10 protein-coding genes, 9 tRNA genes, 2 rRNA genes and 1 pseudogene (1 of these 22 only partly in view) are annotated in these 16,914 nt (G+C 40.5%); 21 read left to right on the top strand and 1 reads right to left on the bottom strand.

Features of this window, described 5'->3' with window-relative positions:
* The 20 genes and pseudogenes from AB1280_RS17250 to AB1280_RS17155 all read left to right on the top strand — a co-directional run.
* Positions 1-2,322 (top strand): 23S ribosomal RNA (locus tag AB1280_RS17250) (it extends 601 nt beyond the left edge of the window).
* A gap of 50 nt (positions 2,323-2,372) precedes the next feature.
* A 5S ribosomal RNA gene (gene rrf, locus AB1280_RS17245) occupies positions 2,373-2,488 on the top strand.
* Positions 2,489-2,497: 9 nt separating this feature from the next.
* Positions 2,498-2,572 (top strand) — tRNA-Asn (locus AB1280_RS17240).
* Between the two features lie 3 nt (positions 2,573-2,575).
* Positions 2,576-2,648: transfer RNA gene (locus AB1280_RS17235), tRNA-Thr, on the top strand.
* A gap of 23 nt (positions 2,649-2,671) precedes the next feature.
* Positions 2,672-2,746: transfer RNA gene (locus AB1280_RS17230), tRNA-Glu, on the top strand.
* 5 nt (positions 2,747-2,751) lie between these two features.
* Positions 2,752-2,827, top strand: a tRNA-Val gene (locus tag AB1280_RS17225).
* A gap of 16 nt (positions 2,828-2,843) precedes the next feature.
* Positions 2,844-2,927 (top strand) — tRNA-Tyr (locus AB1280_RS17220).
* A 65-nt stretch (positions 2,928-2,992) separates the two neighbouring features.
* A tRNA-Gln gene (locus AB1280_RS17215) sits at positions 2,993-3,067 on the top strand.
* Between the two features lie 5 nt (positions 3,068-3,072).
* Positions 3,073-3,148, top strand: a tRNA-Lys gene (locus AB1280_RS17210).
* Between the two features lie 5 nt (positions 3,149-3,153).
* Positions 3,154-3,228 (top strand) — tRNA-Gly (locus AB1280_RS17205).
* A gap of 4 nt (positions 3,229-3,232) precedes the next feature.
* A tRNA-Ala gene (locus AB1280_RS17200) sits at positions 3,233-3,305 on the top strand.
* A gap of 271 nt (positions 3,306-3,576) precedes the next feature.
* Complete coding sequence (locus AB1280_RS17195) at positions 3,577-4,728, top strand: glycerate kinase (RefSeq protein WP_429756557.1); 1,152 nt, start codon at positions 3,577-3,579, stop codon at positions 4,726-4,728.
* 157 nt (positions 4,729-4,885) lie between these two features.
* Positions 4,886-5,779: an arginase gene (gene rocF / locus AB1280_RS17190; protein ID WP_272190868.1), complete on the top strand. Its 894-nt coding sequence runs from the start codon at positions 4,886-4,888 to the stop codon at positions 5,777-5,779.
* A 215-nt stretch (positions 5,780-5,994) separates the two neighbouring features.
* Positions 5,995-6,819 (top strand): diadenylate cyclase CdaA, encoded by an 825-nt coding sequence (gene cdaA, locus AB1280_RS17185; RefSeq protein ID WP_272190870.1) that lies wholly within the window; start codon positions 5,995-5,997, stop codon positions 6,817-6,819.
* Entirely contained in the window at positions 6,812-8,125 is a 1,314-nt protein-coding gene (locus tag AB1280_RS17180) for a CdaR family protein (protein ID WP_272190872.1), read from the top strand. Before cdaA ends, AB1280_RS17180 begins: the two co-directional genes overlap by 8 nt.
* 2 nt (positions 8,126-8,127) lie before the next feature.
* On the top strand, positions 8,128-9,474 hold the full coding sequence (glmM, locus tag AB1280_RS17175; RefSeq protein WP_272190873.1) for a phosphoglucosamine mutase: 1,347 nt from the start codon (positions 8,128-8,130) through the stop codon (positions 9,472-9,474).
* Positions 9,475-9,956: 482 nt separating this feature from the next.
* Entirely contained in the window at positions 9,957-11,759 is a 1,803-nt protein-coding gene (gene glmS, locus AB1280_RS17170) for a glutamine--fructose-6-phosphate transaminase (isomerizing) (protein WP_429756556.1), read from the top strand.
* Positions 11,760-11,851: 92 nt separating this feature from the next.
* Positions 11,852-12,074, top strand: a pseudogene (locus AB1280_RS17165) (TnsA endonuclease N-terminal domain-containing protein); the annotation flags it as partial.
* A gap of 78 nt (positions 12,075-12,152) precedes the next feature.
* Entirely contained in the window at positions 12,153-12,374 is a 222-nt protein-coding gene (locus tag AB1280_RS17160; RefSeq protein ID WP_429756555.1) for a hypothetical protein, read from the top strand.
* Positions 12,371-13,216, top strand: coding sequence for a DUF2785 domain-containing protein (locus AB1280_RS17155; protein WP_429756554.1), 846 nt, complete (start codon positions 12,371-12,373; stop codon positions 13,214-13,216). The genes AB1280_RS17160 and AB1280_RS17155 overlap by 4 nt, the downstream gene beginning before the upstream one ends.
* Positions 13,217-13,542: 326 nt before the next feature.
* On the opposite strand, the gene AB1280_RS17150 is transcribed toward AB1280_RS17155, so the two are convergent.
* The gene (locus AB1280_RS17150) at positions 13,543-14,532 is read right to left on the bottom strand and encodes an NAD(P)-dependent alcohol dehydrogenase (RefSeq protein WP_429756553.1); all 990 of its coding nucleotides are present in this window, start codon (positions 14,530-14,532) and stop codon (positions 13,543-13,545) included.
* A gap of 800 nt (positions 14,533-15,332) precedes the next feature.
* Between AB1280_RS17150 and AB1280_RS17145 the strand changes: the two genes are divergently transcribed.
* Positions 15,333-16,838, top strand: coding sequence for a malate:quinone oxidoreductase (locus AB1280_RS17145; RefSeq protein ID WP_429756552.1), 1,506 nt, complete (start codon positions 15,333-15,335; stop codon positions 16,836-16,838).
* Positions 16,839-16,914: the final 76 nt, after the last annotated feature.

Below are 16,914 nucleotides of genomic sequence, written 5' to 3'. Positions count from 1 at the left end.
GGCGTGCCTTTTGTAGAATGAACCGGCGAGTTACGATCCCGTGCGAGGTTAAGCTGAAGAGGCGGAGCCGTAGCGAAAGCGAGTCTGAATAGGGCGTTTAGTACGTGGTCGTAGACCCGAAACCAGGTGATCTACCCATGTCCAGGGTGAAGTTCAGGTAACACTGAATGGAGGCCCGAACCCACGCACGTTGAAAAGTGCGGGGATGAGGTGTGGGTAGCGGAGAAATTCCAATCGAACCTGGAGATAGCTGGTTCTCCCCGAAATAGCTTTAGGGCTAGCCTTAAGTGTAAGAGTCTTGGAGGTAGAGCACTGATTGGACTAGGGGTCCCCATCGGATTACCGAATTCAGTCAAACTCCGAATGCCAATGACTTATCCTTAGGAGTCAGACTGCGAGTGATAAGATCCGTAGTCAAAAGGGAAACAGCCCAGACCGCCAGCTAAGGTCCCAAAGTGTGTATTAAGTGGAAAAGGATGTGGAGTTGCTTAGACAACTAGGATGTTGGCTTAGAAGCAGCCACCATTTAAAGAGTGCGTAATAGCTCACTAGTCGAGTGACTCTGCGCCGAAAATGTACCGGGGCTAAATACACCACCGAAGCTGCGGATTGATACCTATGGTATCAGTGGTAGGGGAGCGTTCTAAGTGCTGTGAAGTCAGATCGTAAGGACTGGTGGAGCGCTTAGAAGTGAGAATGCCGGTATGAGTAGCGAAAGACGGGTGAGAATCCCGTCCACCGAATGCCTAAGGTTTCCTGAGGAAGGCTCGTCCGCTCAGGGTTAGTCAGGACCTAAGCCGAGGCCGACAGGCGTAGGCGATGGACAACAGGTTGATATTCCTGTACCACCTCTTTATCGTTTGAGCAATGGAGGGACGCAGAAGGATAGAAGAAGCGTGCGATTGGTTGTGCACGTCCAAGCAGTTAGGCTGGTAAGTAGGCAAATCCGCTTACCGTGAAGGCTGAGCTGTGATGGGGAAGCTCCTTATGGAGCGAAGTCTTTGATTCCCCGCTGCCAAGAAAAGCTTCTAGCGAGATAAAAGGTGCCTGTACCGCAAACCGACACAGGTAGGCGAGGAGAGAATCCTAAGGTGTGCGAGAGAACTCTGGTTAAGGAACTCGGCAAAATGACCCCGTAACTTCGGGAGAAGGGGTGCTTTCTTAACGGAAAGCCGCAGTGAATAGGCCCAAGCGACTGTTTAGCAAAAACACAGGTCTCTGCGAAGCCGTAAGGCGAAGTATAGGGGCTGACACCTGCCCGGTGCTGGAAGGTTAAGGAGAGGGGTTAGCGCAAGCGAAGCTCTGAACTGAAGCCCCAGTAAACGGCGGCCGTAACTATAACGGTCCTAAGGTAGCGAAATTCCTTGTCGGGTAAGTTCCGACCCGCACGAAAGGTGTAACGATTTGGGCACTGTCTCAACCAGAGACTCGGTGAAATTATAGTACCTGTGAAGATGCAGGTTACCCGCGACAGGACGGAAAGACCCCGTGGAGCTTTACTGTAGCCTGATATTGAATTTTGGTACAGCTTGTACAGGATAGGCGGGAGCCTTTGAAGCCGGAGCGCTAGCTTCGGTGGAGGCGCTGGTGGGATACCGCCCTGGCTGTATTGAAATTCTAACCTACGGGTCTTATCGACCCGGGAGACAGTGTCAGGTGGGCAGTTTGACTGGGGCGGTCGCCTCCTAAAAAGTAACGGAGGCGCCCAAAGGTTCCCTCAGAATGGTTGGAAATCATTCGTAGAGTGCAAAGGCATAAGGGAGCTTGACTGCGAGACCTACAAGTCGAGCAGGGACGAAAGTCGGGCTTAGTGATCCGGTGGTTCCGCATGGAAGGGCCATCGCTCAACGGATAAAAGCTACCCCGGGGATAACAGGCTTATCTCCCCCAAGAGTCCACATCGACGGGGAGGTTTGGCACCTCGATGTCGGCTCATCGCATCCTGGGGCTGTAGTCGGTCCCAAGGGTTGGGCTGTTCGCCCATTAAAGCGGTACGCGAGCTGGGTTCAGAACGTCGTGAGACAGTTCGGTCCCTATCCGTCGTGGGCGTAGGAAATTTGAGAGGAGCTGTCCTTAGTACGAGAGGACCGGGATGGACGCACCGCTGGTGTACCAGTTGTTCTGCCAAGGGCATAGCTGGGTAGCTATGTGCGGAAGGGATAAGTGCTGAAAGCATCTAAGCATGAAGCCCCCCTCAAGATGAGATTTCCCATAGCGTTAAGCTAGTAAGATCCCTGAAAGATGATCAGGTTGATAGGTTCGAGGTGGAAGCGTGGTGACACGTGGAGCTGACGAATACTAATAGATCGAGGACTTAACCATATAATATGAAGCAAATGTTATCTAGTTTTGAAGGAATATACCTTCATAAGTCTGGTAATGATGGCAGAGAGGTCACACCCGTTCCCATACCGAACACGGAAGTTAAGCTCTCTAGCGCCGATGGTAGTTGGGACTTTGTCCCTGTGAGAGTAGGACGTTGCCAGGCTTGTATTATTCCGCAGTAGCTCAGTGGTAGAGCTATCGGCTGTTAACCGATCGGTCGTAGGTTCGAGTCCTACCTGCGGAGCCATATGCTTCCATAGCTCAGCTGGTAGAGCACTTCCATGGTAAGGAAGAGGTCACCGGTTCAAGCCCGGTTGGAAGCTTGCGAGAAGTATCAAAAATTTTTGGCCCGTTGGTCAAGTGGTTAAGACACCGCCCTTTCACGGCGGTAACACGGGTTCGAATCCCGTACGGGTCACCACTTTTGGAGGATTAGCTCAGCTGGGAGAGCACCTGCCTTACAAGCAGGGGGTCGGCGGTTCGATCCCGTCATCCTCCACCATATAAGTTTTCATGTCGGAGGGGTAGCGAAGTGGCTAAACGCGGCGGACTGTAAATCCGCTCCTTCGGGTTCGGCAGTTCGAATCTGCCCCCCTCCACCATTTTAAAAAAACAACCTTATAAAGGTTTATTTTTTTGGTGAGACGATTATACTAGTAAGTATTAATGGGCTATAGCCAAGCGGTAAGGCAACGGACTTTGACTCCGTCATGCGCTGGTTCGAATCCAGCTAGCCCAGCCATTTAAGAGCCATTAGCTCAGTTGGTAGAGCATCTGACTTTTAATCAGAGGGTCGAAGGTTCGAGTCCTTCATGGCTCACCATTTTTGCGGAAGTAGTTCAGTGGTAGAATACAACCTTGCCAAGGTTGGGGTCGCGGGTTCGAATCCCGTCTTCCGCTCCAACCTGGGGCCTTAGCTCAGCTGGGAGAGCGCCTGCCTTGCACGCAGGAGGTCAGCGGTTCGATCCCGCTAGGCTCCATACAGTTAAAAAAGCTTGAAGTCGAATAATAGACTTCAAGCTTTTTTGTTTATATAAATTCAATTTTGATGCTTCGATGCAGAATACAATATAACAGCTACTTGCTTTCTCCTTTTGTTTTAAACCTTGTGTGGGGTAGAAAAGGGTCCTGGCCGCTTCTAGGCATGGCCAGATGCTCTCGCCTCCCTAAAAAAGAAAAGTTTTTTAGTTTTAATTTATATATTTTTGATGACTCCAACTTTAATATTAAAGTTGGAGGGAGTTGTTTCATGTGAAGATTATTATTGCATCCGATTCATATAAAGAAAGTTTAACAGCTTTAGAAGTATGTGAAGCAGTAGAAAAAGGATTTTGCTCTATATACCCAAAAGCAGAGTATATAAAAATTCCTATTGCAGATGGTGGAGAAGGAACAGTACAAGCACTTGTTGATGCAACGCAAGGGAAAATCGTGAATCTTCCTGTGACAGGTCCATTAGGAAACGTAGTAGAAGGGTTTTACGGCCTTTCTGCAGATCAACAGACGGCTTTTATTGAAATGGCAGCTGCGTCTGGTTTACATCATGTTCCACTTGAGAAGAGGAATCCGTTTTTAACGACAACAAGAGGGACGGGAGAACTCATTTTACACGCATTAGAACAAGGCGTCCATCGTATCATTTTAGGACTTGGAGGAAGTGCTACAAACGATGGAGGAGCAGGAATGTTATCCGCGTTAGGTGTACGTTTTTTTGATAGCAGTAATTGCGTTATAGAGCCAAATGGAGGAAACTTAGATTGTATTACTTATTTTGATATATCACAGTTAGACCCTCGTTTAGCGCAGGTTGAAATTGAAGCAGCTTGTGACGTCACGAATCCTTTAACAGGGGTGACAGGGGCATCTTTTATATTTGGAAGACAAAAAGGAGCCACAGACGAGATGATAGAGCGGTTAGATTGCAATTTAAAGTATTATGCTAGGTTAATTAAACAAACTCTTCATGTTGATATCGAATTTGTCCCAGGAGCAGGTGCTGCAGGCGGACTTGGAGCAGCTATTGTTGCCTTTTTCCATGGTACACTTAGAAAAGGTATTGATATTGTACTTGATTACACGAATTTTAATGTTCATTTGCAAAATGCAGATTTAGTGATTACAGGAGAAGGAAGAATTGATGAACAGACAGTCTATGGAAAAGCGCCTATAGGAGTAGCAAAACGAGCTAAAGAACATAATCTTCCTGTTATTGCAATTGCCGGAGCTGTTCACCCAAATCATACTCCGATTTATGAAGAGGGCATTGATGCTGTATTTAGTATCGTTTCAGGAGTAATGACATTAGAAGAAGCGTATGAAATGGGAAAAGAAAATATTTATACTACAGCACGAAATATTGCGGCTATATGGAAACTAGGATTAAAAAATCGTCCCTACTCGTAAGGGACGATTTTTTTATGCATATTTTAGCGGGAAATTCTCACTTTATGGCTTCTTTATATTGTATTAAGTGTATATAAATACAAAAAAATGTCGAGTTGAGTCAGATAATATAAAAGATTTAAAATATTTAGTGAAAGCATAAAAGGGGGAATCATCTATGAAGAAAGAAATTTCAATTGTGGGAGTACCGATGGACTTAGGACAAATGCGCCGCGGTGTTGATATGGGGGCGAGCGCGATTCGTTATGCTGGAGTTGTTGAAAGAATTGAAAATATAGGATATAACGTAGAAGACTTAGGGGATATATGTATTGAAAGAGAAGTTCAAATAAATGAAAATGAAAAATTACGAAACCTTGAGCAAGTTGTAAAAGTATGTCATGAGCTAGCAAGTAAAGTTGATAGCATTATTGAAAAGAAAAGCTTCCCACTTGTATTAGGCGGCGATCATAGCATTGCGATTGGAACGCTTGCTGGTATTGCAAAGCATTATAAAAATCTTGGTGTTATTTGGTACGATGCACATGGAGATTTAAATACAGAGGAAACATCTCCATCTGGGAACATTCATGGTATGTCATTAGCTGCAAGTTTAGGACATGGTCATTCATCACTTGTTAATTTATACGGTGAGTATCCGAAAGTGAAAAAAGAAAATGTAGTTATTATCGGTGCTCGTTCTTTAGACGATGGAGAGAAAGAGTTTATTCGAAAAGAAGGTATTAAAGTTTTCACTATGCATGAAATTGATCGCATGGGAATGACAGCGGTTATGGAAGAAACAATGGCATACTTATCACATACAGATGGTGTACATTTATCTTTAGATTTAGATGGTCTTGATCCACATGATGCACCTGGCGTAGGTACACCGGTTGCTGGTGGTTTATCATATCGTGAAAGTCATTTAGCAATGGAAATGTTAGCGGAGTCTGGTATGATTACATCTGCCGAATTTGTGGAAGTGAATCCAATTTTAGATGAAAAAAATAAAACTGCAATTGCAGCTGTAGCGTTAATGGGCTCTTTATTTGGTGAAAAGTTAAAATAATTTTAAAAAAGAGAAGAGAGTAGCTGAAAAGCTGCTTTTTTTTACTTTGAAATAAAGATACAGCGGTACATTATATTTTATAATCATTTCTTAAAGTCTGACATCTAATAATAGCATGTCAGGTTTAGAAATGTGGTTTGAAATTGTGGTTCGTATAATGTATGTTATAATTAATTTGTTGTTGTAAATTACATATAGATGGAGGAAGGGTCAGAATGCCTTTTGGAGATATAAATGTTATTTTTAAATATCTCAGCACTATAATAGATATCACCCTTGTATGGTTTGTTATATATAAATTGATTCTTGTAATACGTGGTACAAAAGCTGTCCAGCTTTTAAAAGGAATTACAGTAATCATTATTGTTCGTATTTTAAGTAATTTCTTTGAGTTGCATACGCTGCAATGGCTTATGGATCAGGCGTTAACTTGGGGATTTTTAGCGATTATTATCATTTTCCAACCAGAGTTAAGACGTGCTCTTGAGCAGCTTGGACGGGGAAGTTTATTTTCACGAGGAGGCAATCAAGAGGAAAATGAACATGAGTCGGTTGTAAATGCTGTTGTAAAGGCAACAGAATATATGGGAAAACGTCGTATTGGTGCACTTATTACAATGGCGAGAGAAACTGGGATGGGGGATTATGTTGAAACAGGAATCCCACTAAATGCAAATATTTCATCAGAGTTATTAATTAATATTTTTATACCAAATACCCCGCTGCATGACGGGGCAGTAATTATGCAAGGAAATATTATTAGAGCAGCTGCTTGTTATTTACCATTATCAGAAAGCCCGTTCATTTCTAAAGAATTGGGAACACGTCATCGTGCCGCAATGGGTGTAAGTGAAGTAACAGATAGCTTAACAGTTGTTGTATCAGAAGAAACGGGACACATTTCTTTAACAAAAAACGGTGAGTTACATCGTGATTTAAAAAGTGAACAATTAAAAGAACTGCTTATGAAAGAGTTAGGCGGAAACGTAAAACAGTCTTCTTCGTCTTTATGGAATTGGAGGAGAAAACGTCATGGATAAATTAATGGATAATCATTGGTTTTTAAGAGGGATTGCATTATTATTAGCAATTATGCTCTATATGTCAACGAACATAGATAAAAATGTATCAGATAATTTTAATCCATCGCCTTTTCCTGTAGGAGATACAACAGAAACAATATCTGGAGTCCCGGTATCTGCATATTATGATGAGGATAAGTATATTGTAAGCGGAATTCCTGAAAAAGTAAGCGTCACGCTTGAAGGGCAAAATAACGTTGTGGCAGCTGCTAAAGTGAAAAGGCAGTTTGAGGTATTTGTTAATTTGCGTGGTTATACACCGGGAACATATGAGGTCCCTTTAAAATATAGCGGAGTTCCAAATAATTTACATTTAAAAGTTCAGCCAGCGAAAATACAAGTTACTATTAAAAAGAAAGAAGTAAAATCTTTTCCTGTAGAAGTGAAATATTTAAATGAGAATCAAGTGCAAAAAGGAACAGTTATAGATAAACCGATTGTTAAACCGGGCACTGTAGAAGTAGCCGGTACAACAGAGCAACTTTCACAAATTGCTCTTGTGCGAGCATATGTTGACTTGAAAGGTATTAACAAAACAGTGACAAAAGAAGCACAAATTGTATTGTATGATAAAGATGGGAATCAGTTAGATTTGAAAACAGATTCTTCTACTGTCAATGTCACTGTACCAGTTTCATCACCTGAAAAAACGGTTTCCCTAGACGTCACGAAAAAGGGAAGTTTACAAGAAGGTATAACTGTAACGAGTATAAAAGTTGAACCGAGTGAAATAGAGATTTATGGTTCGAAAGACGTACTTGATAATATTACATCTCTTGAGGGCATCGAAGTCGACTTAAGTAAAATTACAGAGTCAACTACCTTCGATGCCTCTGTTTCTTTGCCTAAAGGTGTCACCAAGGCGGACCCTAGCCAAGTAAAAGTGACAGTTGAAGTACGAAAGCAACAGCGAAAAACAATAACTGACATTCCTTTGCAGGTGAATGGGTTATCAGATTTATTAACAATGAAATTTTCCGATCCACAAAATGGAAAAATTAGTGTTGATGTTTCTGGGGATGCAAGTATTATAGAGAAGATAAGCGCGGATCAGATTAAAGCATCGATTAATGTAGGAAATATGAGTGCAGGAACACATGACGTTCCAATTCAAATTAGTGGTCCCAATAATGTCACATTAGAATTAAAACAAAAAAATGCGAAAGTAGAGCTTGCAAAGAAGCAAGATACTGGGCATGAAGTACAAGGGCAGCCAGAGCAGCCAACGAATAAAGGAAATGAGCAAGAAAAAAGGAGCGAATAGCAATGGGAAAATATTTTGGTACTGACGGCGTACGAGGCGTTGCGAATGAGGAATTAACGCCTGAATTAGCATTTAAGATTGGTCGATTTGGTGGCTATGTATTAACGAAAGATACAGAGCGTCCAAAAGTTATTATTGGCCGTGATACACGTGTGTCTGGACATATGTTAGAAGGTGCTTTAGTAGCTGGACTATTATCAATTGGGGCAGAAGTAATGCGCCTTGGTGTTATTTCTACTCCTGGGGTTGCTTATTTAACGAAAGTATTAGATGCACAAGCTGGTGTGATGATTTCTGCATCTCATAACCCTGTACAAGATAATGGAATTAAGTTTTTTGGTCCAGACGGTTTTAAATTAACAGACGAGCAAGAGGAAGAAATTGAAGCGCTATTAGATAAAGAAGTAGATGAACTTCCACGTCCGGTCGGTACAGCTTTAGGACAAGTAAATGACTATTTTGAAGGCGGGCAAAAATACTTACAATACATTAAACAAACTGTAGATGAAGATTTCTCTGGCTTACATATTGCGTTAGATTGTGCGCACGGTGCAACATCCTCTCTAGCGCCGTATTTGTTTGCTGATTTAGAAGCTGACATTTCAACAATGGGAACATCGCCAAACGGCATGAATATTAACGATGGGGTAGGTTCTACACATCCAGAGGTATTAGCAGCGTTTGTGAAAGAAAAAGGTGCTGATATTGGTCTAGCGTTTGACGGAGATGGTGACCGTTTAATTGCTGTTGATGAAAAAGGAAATGTTGTAGATGGCGATCAAATTATGTACATTTGTGCGAAATATATGAGCGAATCAGGGAAATTAAAACATAATACAGTTGTTTCAACAGTTATGAGTAATTTAGGTTTTTATAAAGCGGTAGAAGCTAATGGTATTACAAGTAATCAAACAGCTGTTGGTGACCGTTACGTAATGGAAGAAATGAAGCGTGGCGGCTATAACCTTGGTGGAGAACAATCTGGTCATATTATTTTCTTGGATTACATTACAACTGGGGATGGTATGTTAAGTGCACTTCAACTTGTAAACATTATGAAAATGACGAAAAAATCATTATCTGAGCTTGCAAATGAAATGAAAAAGTTCCCTCAATTACTTGTGAATGTTCGCGTAACAGATAAAAAACAAGCATTAGAAAATGAAAAAATTAAAGAAATCATTCGTGTTGTAGAAGAAGAGATGGACGGAGATGGTCGTATTCTCGTTCGTCCTTCTGGTACAGAGCCATTAATTCGTGTTATGGCAGAGGCACCAACACAAGATCTTTGTGATCAATACGTAAGTCGTATTGTAGAGGTTGTAAAAGCAGAAGTTGGAGCTGAATAATAGCCGAATGTTGTTACAAAAAAGGAGCACATTTTGTGCTCCTTTTACATATACTTGTTATCTACAATGGAAAAATTTCATTGACGATTTATTCCATTTGTTATAAGATAATTTTGTTCTTTTTCTCAGCAAAATAGATTGAAGTAAGAAGCGCCAGAACTACCTGTGATGTAGTTGACGAGGAGGAGTTTATCGAGATTTCGGCGGATGGCTCCCGGTTGTTCATCACAACCGAAAGTTTTTACTTAAAGCATTGAGGTGACTCAATAGACAAAGGTAAAAGTGTGATGAGAGAAAAAGAATGGATGCACTAGCTGTATGAAGTATACAGGCTGAAACCAAAATGAGAGGAAGGTGAAAGCCGTTACAAGCTTACAAAGCTAGCGATATGTAAATCCGTTTTTTTGTATGCAAAGATAAGATCGGGCTATGTCGTTATGTGTTTATGAAAGGTCATAAGCATATTGTAACGGCGACTAATTATGTGTGGAATCGTAGGATTTATTGGGGAACAAGATGCAAAGGAAATTTTATTAAAAGGGTTAGAGAAGCTAGAATACCGCGGATATGATTCAGCTGGTATTGCAGTGCAAGCAGCGAACGGTGTTGTTGTATTTAAAGAAAAGGGCCGCATTGCAAAACTTCGCGAAATCGTAGATGAAAATGTAGCAGCTAATGTGGGAATCGGTCATACACGTTGGGCAACTCATGGTGTTCCAAGTCAGGTGAACGCACATCCGCACAGAAGCACTACAGAGCGCTTTACCCTTGTGCATAACGGTGTAATTGAAAACTACGAGTTATTAAAGAATGAATATCTTCAAGATGTAAACTTTGTAAGTGAAACAGATACAGAAGTAATCGTTCAGCTTGTAGAAAAACAAGTGAAAACAGGTTTGACGGTAGAAGAAGCATTCCGTAAAACATTAACACTATTACACGGTTCATATGCATTAGCATTACTTGATGCAGAAAACCCAGACATGATTTATGTTGCTAAAAATAAAAGCCCGCTATTAGTGGGTACTGGAGATAACTTTAATGTTGTTGCAAGTGATGCAATGGCAATGCTACAAGTTACAGATCAATTTATCGAACTAATGGATAAAGAAATGGTTCTTGTAACAAAAGAAAAGATTACAATCCAAAATTTACAAGGTGAAACGATTGATCGTACACCATTTACAGCAGAATTAGATGCAAGTGACATTGAAAAAGGAACATATCCTCATTTCATGCTAAAAGAAATTGATGAGCAACCACTTGTCATTCGTAATATTATTCAAAAGTATCAAAATGAAGACGGCGAAATCAAACTTGATGCAGAAATTCGCAATGCAATTTTAGAAAGCGATCGTGTGTATATCATTGCGTGTGGAACAAGTTATCATGCAGGCCTTGTTGGAAAACAATTCATGGAACGTTTTGCAAAAGTACCAGTAGAAGTACATGTAGCAAGTGAATTCTCTTACAATATGCCATTATTAACAGAAAAACCATTCTTCATTTACATTTCACAAAGTGGTGAAACTGCAGATAGCCGCGCAGTACTTGTGCAAACAAATGAAATGGGGCATAAAGCATTAACGATTACAAACGTACCGGGTTCTACATTGTCTCGTGAAACGAATTATACATTGCCATTACATGCTGGTCCGGAAATCGCTGTAGCTTCTACAAAAGCATATACAGCACAGCTTGCAGTACTTGCAATCTTAGCAGCTGACATTGCAAAAGCAAAAGGTTTAGCACTTGGCTTTGATTTAATCAAAGAACTAGGTCTTGTTGCAAACGCAATGGAAGTACTTTGCGACCAAAAAGATGAAATGGATGCAATTGCAAAAGAATACTTAGCAACAACACGTAACTGTTTCTTCATTGGCCGCAGCGTTGACTTCTACGTTGGTTTAGAAGGCGCATTAAAGCTAAAAGAAATCTCTTACATCCAAGCGGAAGGCTTTGCTGGAGGAGAGTTAAAACACGGTACAATTGCGTTAATTGAACAAGGTACACCAGTTATTGCGCTTGCTACGCAAGAACACGTAAACCTTGGTATTCGCGGTAATGTAAAAGAAGTAGCGGCACGCGGAGCAAATCCTTGCATCATCGCAATGAAAGGCTTAGAAATGGAAGGCGACCGCTTCATCGTACCAGCTGTACACGAAGCACTAGCACCGCTTGCGGTAATCATTCCATTACAGTTGATCTCATACTATGCAGCGCTTCACCGTGAGTGTGACGTTGATAAACCACGTAACTTGGCTAAGTCGGTGACTGTTGAGTAAGAGGTTTATAGATTTGGAATAAAATTGTTAATTTGAAATAAAGTTGCACAGTTTTCCCCCTTTTAGATATGATTATCTAAAGGGGGATTTTTGTGTTGAAAAGAAAAAGAACATCTGAGGTTGAACAGTGGATTAAACAAGGTTGAGGGACTGGTATTGAAGTAGATGATAAACCTTGGTTTAAAGATTCAAGATGTATCTACAGAGGGTTGTTCGACTCGTTTAAAAGGAATAAAAACAAACAGACAGCATGAATTTCTGTCGGATTTAGAACACAATTATTTTTATTTAACTGAGTATTCCGATTATATCGTTACTGGCCGCAGAACAGATTTCAAAAAAATAGAGAAACTACATATGCAGTAAGGCTTGAAATGAAAAGAGATAAAGCAATTGAACTATTACACTATGATAATTTATATGATTCCACTTTGGATGTTATTGGAAATTATTCTTGTTGATGACTTAAAGCAGAGTCAAAAGTTAATTACAGCTCATGAATCGGGAGTAAAAATAAGATTACAAAAAATTTTAAAATATAACAACGTAGGTTTAAGAGTATTAGAAAAAACAATCGACCAAATAGAACGAATGATGAGAGGGATGGGAAAATGAGCGATACAAGGACCAAATTGATGCTGGATTTGCAAAGAATTGAGAAGGATGAGTATCAGTTACGTGAAGGTGAGCAGCATCAAGATTTCTTACCTTTGTTACTTCAATATATTGGTGATCCTCAGCCAGAATTACGGGATAACCTGATTTATCCGATGTTTTATATGTGGATTAAGGAAGAGGATAGGTTCAGTGAAGAGGAGTTGCGTAGCCTCTTAACTGTTCTGACTGATGAGAACCATTTGTTCTATAATATTGGCAGCGAGGATGATCAGTCAGTTTTTACAAGGACGTTCTCTGCCTTGCCTATCGTTTTAATTGTGCAACGTCACAGACAGAATCCATTTTTCAATCAAGCGGAAATCGAGCAATTAATGCATGCAATGCTCCGTTATTATAAAGAGGAGAAGGATCTGCGAGGTTATCTTTCAGTAGGGGGCTGGGCTCACAGCGTGTCTCACGGTGCGGATGTTTTTGTCGAGCTGGTGCAGTGCGAGGAGAGCAGCGTCGCAATGCTGCGTGAGGTTCTTGTCGCTATTTCTGGCATGCTTCATAATGGTAGACACATTTTTAGCGATGAGGATGATGAGCGGTTAGTCAACATCGTGGATACGATGATTGACAAAGAGTTACTTCCACATCAAGAAATCGCTGATTGGATTAGCGGCTTAGCAGAGTGCTGCAATTTGCCGAGAAGTCGCAGTCAGGTGATTGCTCGCGTGAACAGCAAGAATTTTTTACGCAGTCTCTATTTCAGAAGGGGACAAGATAGCCGGGGGGATGAGCTTAACACTGTCATGCTTGGTACTGAGGCAAAATTGAACAGGTTTTCTATCAGTTAAAGGATTAGAGATTAGAGGAGATGTCCCAAAAACCATGGGAAATTGGCTGAGGGATTGCCTCTTTTTATGTCAAGAAAAATAAAAAGTAAATAACTAATTTTTTACTATTTTTAAAAGATTAATATTGTTAGAGTGTGTTTCAATTTTCATTTAGTTAAAAATGGCAGTCACAAAATTACTACTGTGACTGCTTTATAAAAGGTTGACCAAAACCTTTATTTTGCTATTGTGCTTCCGTGGTTTGCTAACCTATAAAGTAAAAGCTTTTACTGCCCGTTAATGCGGGATAAATGAATTCCCTCTGCTCTAATCTAATAGTACTTTATTTATTGGCGGTTATTGTCATGTTCCACAGTTATGACAACATTTCCCTTCTTGTGTCCTTTCTCGACATATCTATGAGCTTCAACGATCTCTTCAAACGCATAGTATTTGTCAATAACCACTTTTAATTTTCCAGCCTCAACAAGTTCTTTGAGGAAGTTTAGTGCTTCGGAATTTTCAGGTGAATTTTGACTCAAAATTATTTTCTTGTTGCTTGTCAATTTAGTCCATAGCATTCGAACACTTGGTAATGGTACGGTGACATTTATATAGGTTCCATCCCTATTTAGCGATTTCATACAAGCTGAAAACGAACTCTTGTTTACAGCTTCAAAGATAACATCATAAGTCTTGCCTTTGCTTGAAAAATCTTCTCTAGTGTAATCAATTACTTGATCGGCCCCCAGGGATTTTACCAATTCTAAATTCGTGGTACTGCATACCCCTGTAACTTCTGCCCCAAAATACTTAGCAATCTGTACTGCATAACTTCCTACACTTCCTGAAGCACCATAAACAAGAACCTTTTGACCACTCCTAATATTAGCTTTTCTAAGATAAAATAATGCAGTTCGTGCCCCGATTGGAATGGCAGCGGCTTCCTCAAAGGATAAATTGTTGGGTTTAATAGATACTGGTCCATTTTCAGGTAGACACTTATATTCGGCATAGGCACCAAAACCAACTAGGGAAGCTGCAAAAACTTGATCACCTTCCTTAAATCGCTTGACATCCTTCCCTGCTGACTCAACTTCTCCAGCTAACTCCATCCCCAATATCTCTTTTTTGGGTTGTCTAAAACCCAATGCTATTCGAGCAGGCAGCCAAACAGAGAGAGGAACTGTAAAACTCCTTAATCGAATATCTGCTACTGTTACGGTTGTCGCTTTTACTTTCACCAGTATTTCATTGTCCTTAGGAGTAGGTTTTTTAATCTCTTTCAACTGAAGAACGTCGGGTGGACCGTATTTTGTATACACAATTGCCTTCATTAATCCTCCTCCTCCAAGTTCGTTCTATTCATTCATATCTGCGAACACGAATAAATAGAACGATAGTTTCGCCCTTCAAAAACTATTCTTAACCTATCCGGCCCTTTTTTCTAGTATCTTGCACCATCCAAGTGGATGTTAAAAAGCACACTTTATGAGACAGTATAAAGTTTGTCCTAATTTCATCAAATTGTATGTTCAATTTGAGTATAAAGGAATATAGTAAAATTAAGGTGTCTAATTGTTCATTAAAAGGATGGCGATAATCGAAGGGAAATTCCCCGAATTATTAATGAATGCTGAACTGCCAAAAGTGCTACAAATGGAAAAGTAGAAGAGAGGCTTTCTAGCAAAATTTATATTGAAACCGATATTTCCGTTATAGTAAAAAACGTCCTATCAATCAAAATCTCTAGGGCACGTTTATCTGTCCTAGGACTTTTCATAAAGTTATACGTCACATAACATAGGCAGAGAAGAATCAGACTTTACTCCAAACTATTAACTGCTGAGAACCATACCACAAGTAACGGTAAACTAAAGTCTTAACCCTTGCAAGAAGCTGAGTTAGGGCCTTCTGGATGAAATTCTTCCTTTTTAAACAGCTTTAAATAGTTTATAATTATCAGATAACAGTAGATATTTTACCTTGTAAATAATTATAATAGAATATGAACGGTTATAATTGAGACAGAAAAGGTGTGTTCCTAGGTGGGGTCTAGGTGGCGCAGTGCTTTTTGTGACATCTAAGCAGGAGCGCCAACCCTTTTTTGTAAATATAGGGGATGAGGAAGGTTATCATGAGCAAAATGCAGAAGAAAACAGACGTTATCTTAATTGGTGCCGGAGTTATGAGTGCGACTTTAGGCTCATTACTGAAAGAATTAGTACCTGAATGGGAAATCAAAGTGTTTGAGAAACTCGCAAGCGCGGGAGAAGAAAGCTCTAACGAATGGAATAATGCGGGTACGGGCCATGCTGCGCTGTGTGAGCTTAACTATACATCCGAAAAATCTGACGGATCTGTAGATATTAGCAAAGCTATAAAAATTAATGAACAGTTTCAGCTTTCAAGACAGTTTTGGTCTTATCTTGTAAACAGCAAGCTGATTCGTAATCCACAGGACTTTATCATGCCAATACCTCATATGAGTTTAGTACAAGGGGAAAAAAATGTAACATTTTTGAAAAGACGTTTTGAAGCGCTTTCAAATAATTCCCTGTTTCAAGGGATGGAATTTTCTGATGATCCTGAAAAGCTGAAGGAATGGATCCCGCTTATTATGGAAGGTCGTACATCGAATGAACCGATGGCGGCAACGAAAATCGACTCTGGAACGGATGTTAACTTTGGTGCGTTAACACGCATGTTGTTTAATCACTTACAGAGTAAAAACGTCGAGATAAACTACAAGCATAGTGTTCAGGATATTAAACGTACTAGCGATGGTTCATGGGAAGTGAAGGTACATGATATCGATAGCGGTAAAATCGAATATCATACTGCGAAATTTGTTTTCATCGGCGGTGGGGGCGGAAGTCTGCCTTTACTACAAAAAACTGGTATTCCTGAGTCAAAACATATTGGAGGATTCCCGGTAAGCGGATTATTTATGGTATGTAACAATCCGGAAGTTATAGCGCAGCACCATGCAAAAGTATACGGTAAAGCTAAGGTTGGTGCTCCACCAATGTCTGTTCCGCATCTTGATACAAGATATATCGACAACAAGAAAACATTGTTGTTTGGACCGTTTGCCGGCTTCTCACCAAAGTTCTTAAAAACTGGTTCAAATTTTGATTTGATAAGTTCTGTAAAACCGAATAACCTCTTCACAATGTTGGCAGCAGGCGTAAAAGAAATGGGATTGACAAAATATTTGATCCAACAAGTTATGTTATCGAATGAAAAACGCATGGAAGAATTACGCGAGTTTATCCCAAACGCAAAAAGCGAAGATTGGGGTATAGTGGTAGCAGGCCAACGTGTGCAAGTGATCAAAGATACTGCAAGTGGTAAAGGAACACTTCAATTTGGTACGGAAGTTGTTAGTGCCGCTGATGGCTCGGTAGCTGCATTACTCGGTGCTTCTCCGGGTGCTTCTACTGCCGTTCATGTTATGCTTGAGGTATTAGAAAAATGCTTCCCACAACGTATGAAAGAGTGGGAACCGAAAATAAAAGAAATGATTCCTTCTTATGGCGTGTCACTAGTGGAAAACCCAGAGCTTTTCCAAAAAATTTCTACTTCAACAGCGCAGACGCTTGGTTTAAGTGAAGAAGAACGGTCTGTTGTTAATTCTTAAAGATATTTGTAACAGAAGCTGTGGATTTGAAATAAAGTCACGATGTCTTCCCCCTTTAGATACGATTATCTAAAGG

The organism is Bacillus sp. S10(2024) (genome assembly GCF_050473865.1).
Classification (GTDB): Bacteria; Bacillota; Bacilli; order Bacillales; family Bacillaceae_G; genus Bacillus_A.
The sequence above is the reverse complement of the archived record's forward strand: the minus strand, read 5'-3'. Positions and strand labels throughout refer to the sequence as shown.

Coding starts and splice junctions, on each gene's coding strand:
- rocF (WP_272190868.1), top strand. CDS start 4,886: ATGAAGAAAGAAATTTCAATTGTGGGAGTACCGATGGACTTAGGACAA.
- cdaA (WP_272190870.1), top strand. CDS start 5,995: ATGCCTTTTGGAGATATAAATGTTATTTTTAAATATCTCAGCACTATA.
- AB1280_RS17180 (WP_272190872.1), top strand. CDS start 6,812: ATGGATAAATTAATGGATAATCATTGGTTTTTAAGAGGGATTGCATTA.
- glmM (WP_272190873.1), top strand. CDS start 8,128: ATGGGAAAATATTTTGGTACTGACGGCGTACGAGGCGTTGCGAATGAG.
- glmS (WP_429756556.1), top strand. CDS start 9,957: ATGTGTGGAATCGTAGGATTTATTGGGGAACAAGATGCAAAGGAAATT.
- AB1280_RS17155 (WP_429756554.1), top strand. CDS start 12,371: ATGAGCGATACAAGGACCAAATTGATGCTGGATTTGCAAAGAATTGAG.
- AB1280_RS17150 (WP_429756553.1), bottom strand. CDS start 14,532: ATGAAGGCAATTGTGTATACAAAATACGGTCCACCCGACGTTCTTCAG.
- AB1280_RS17145 (WP_429756552.1), top strand. CDS start 15,333: ATGAGCAAAATGCAGAAGAAAACAGACGTTATCTTAATTGGTGCCGGA.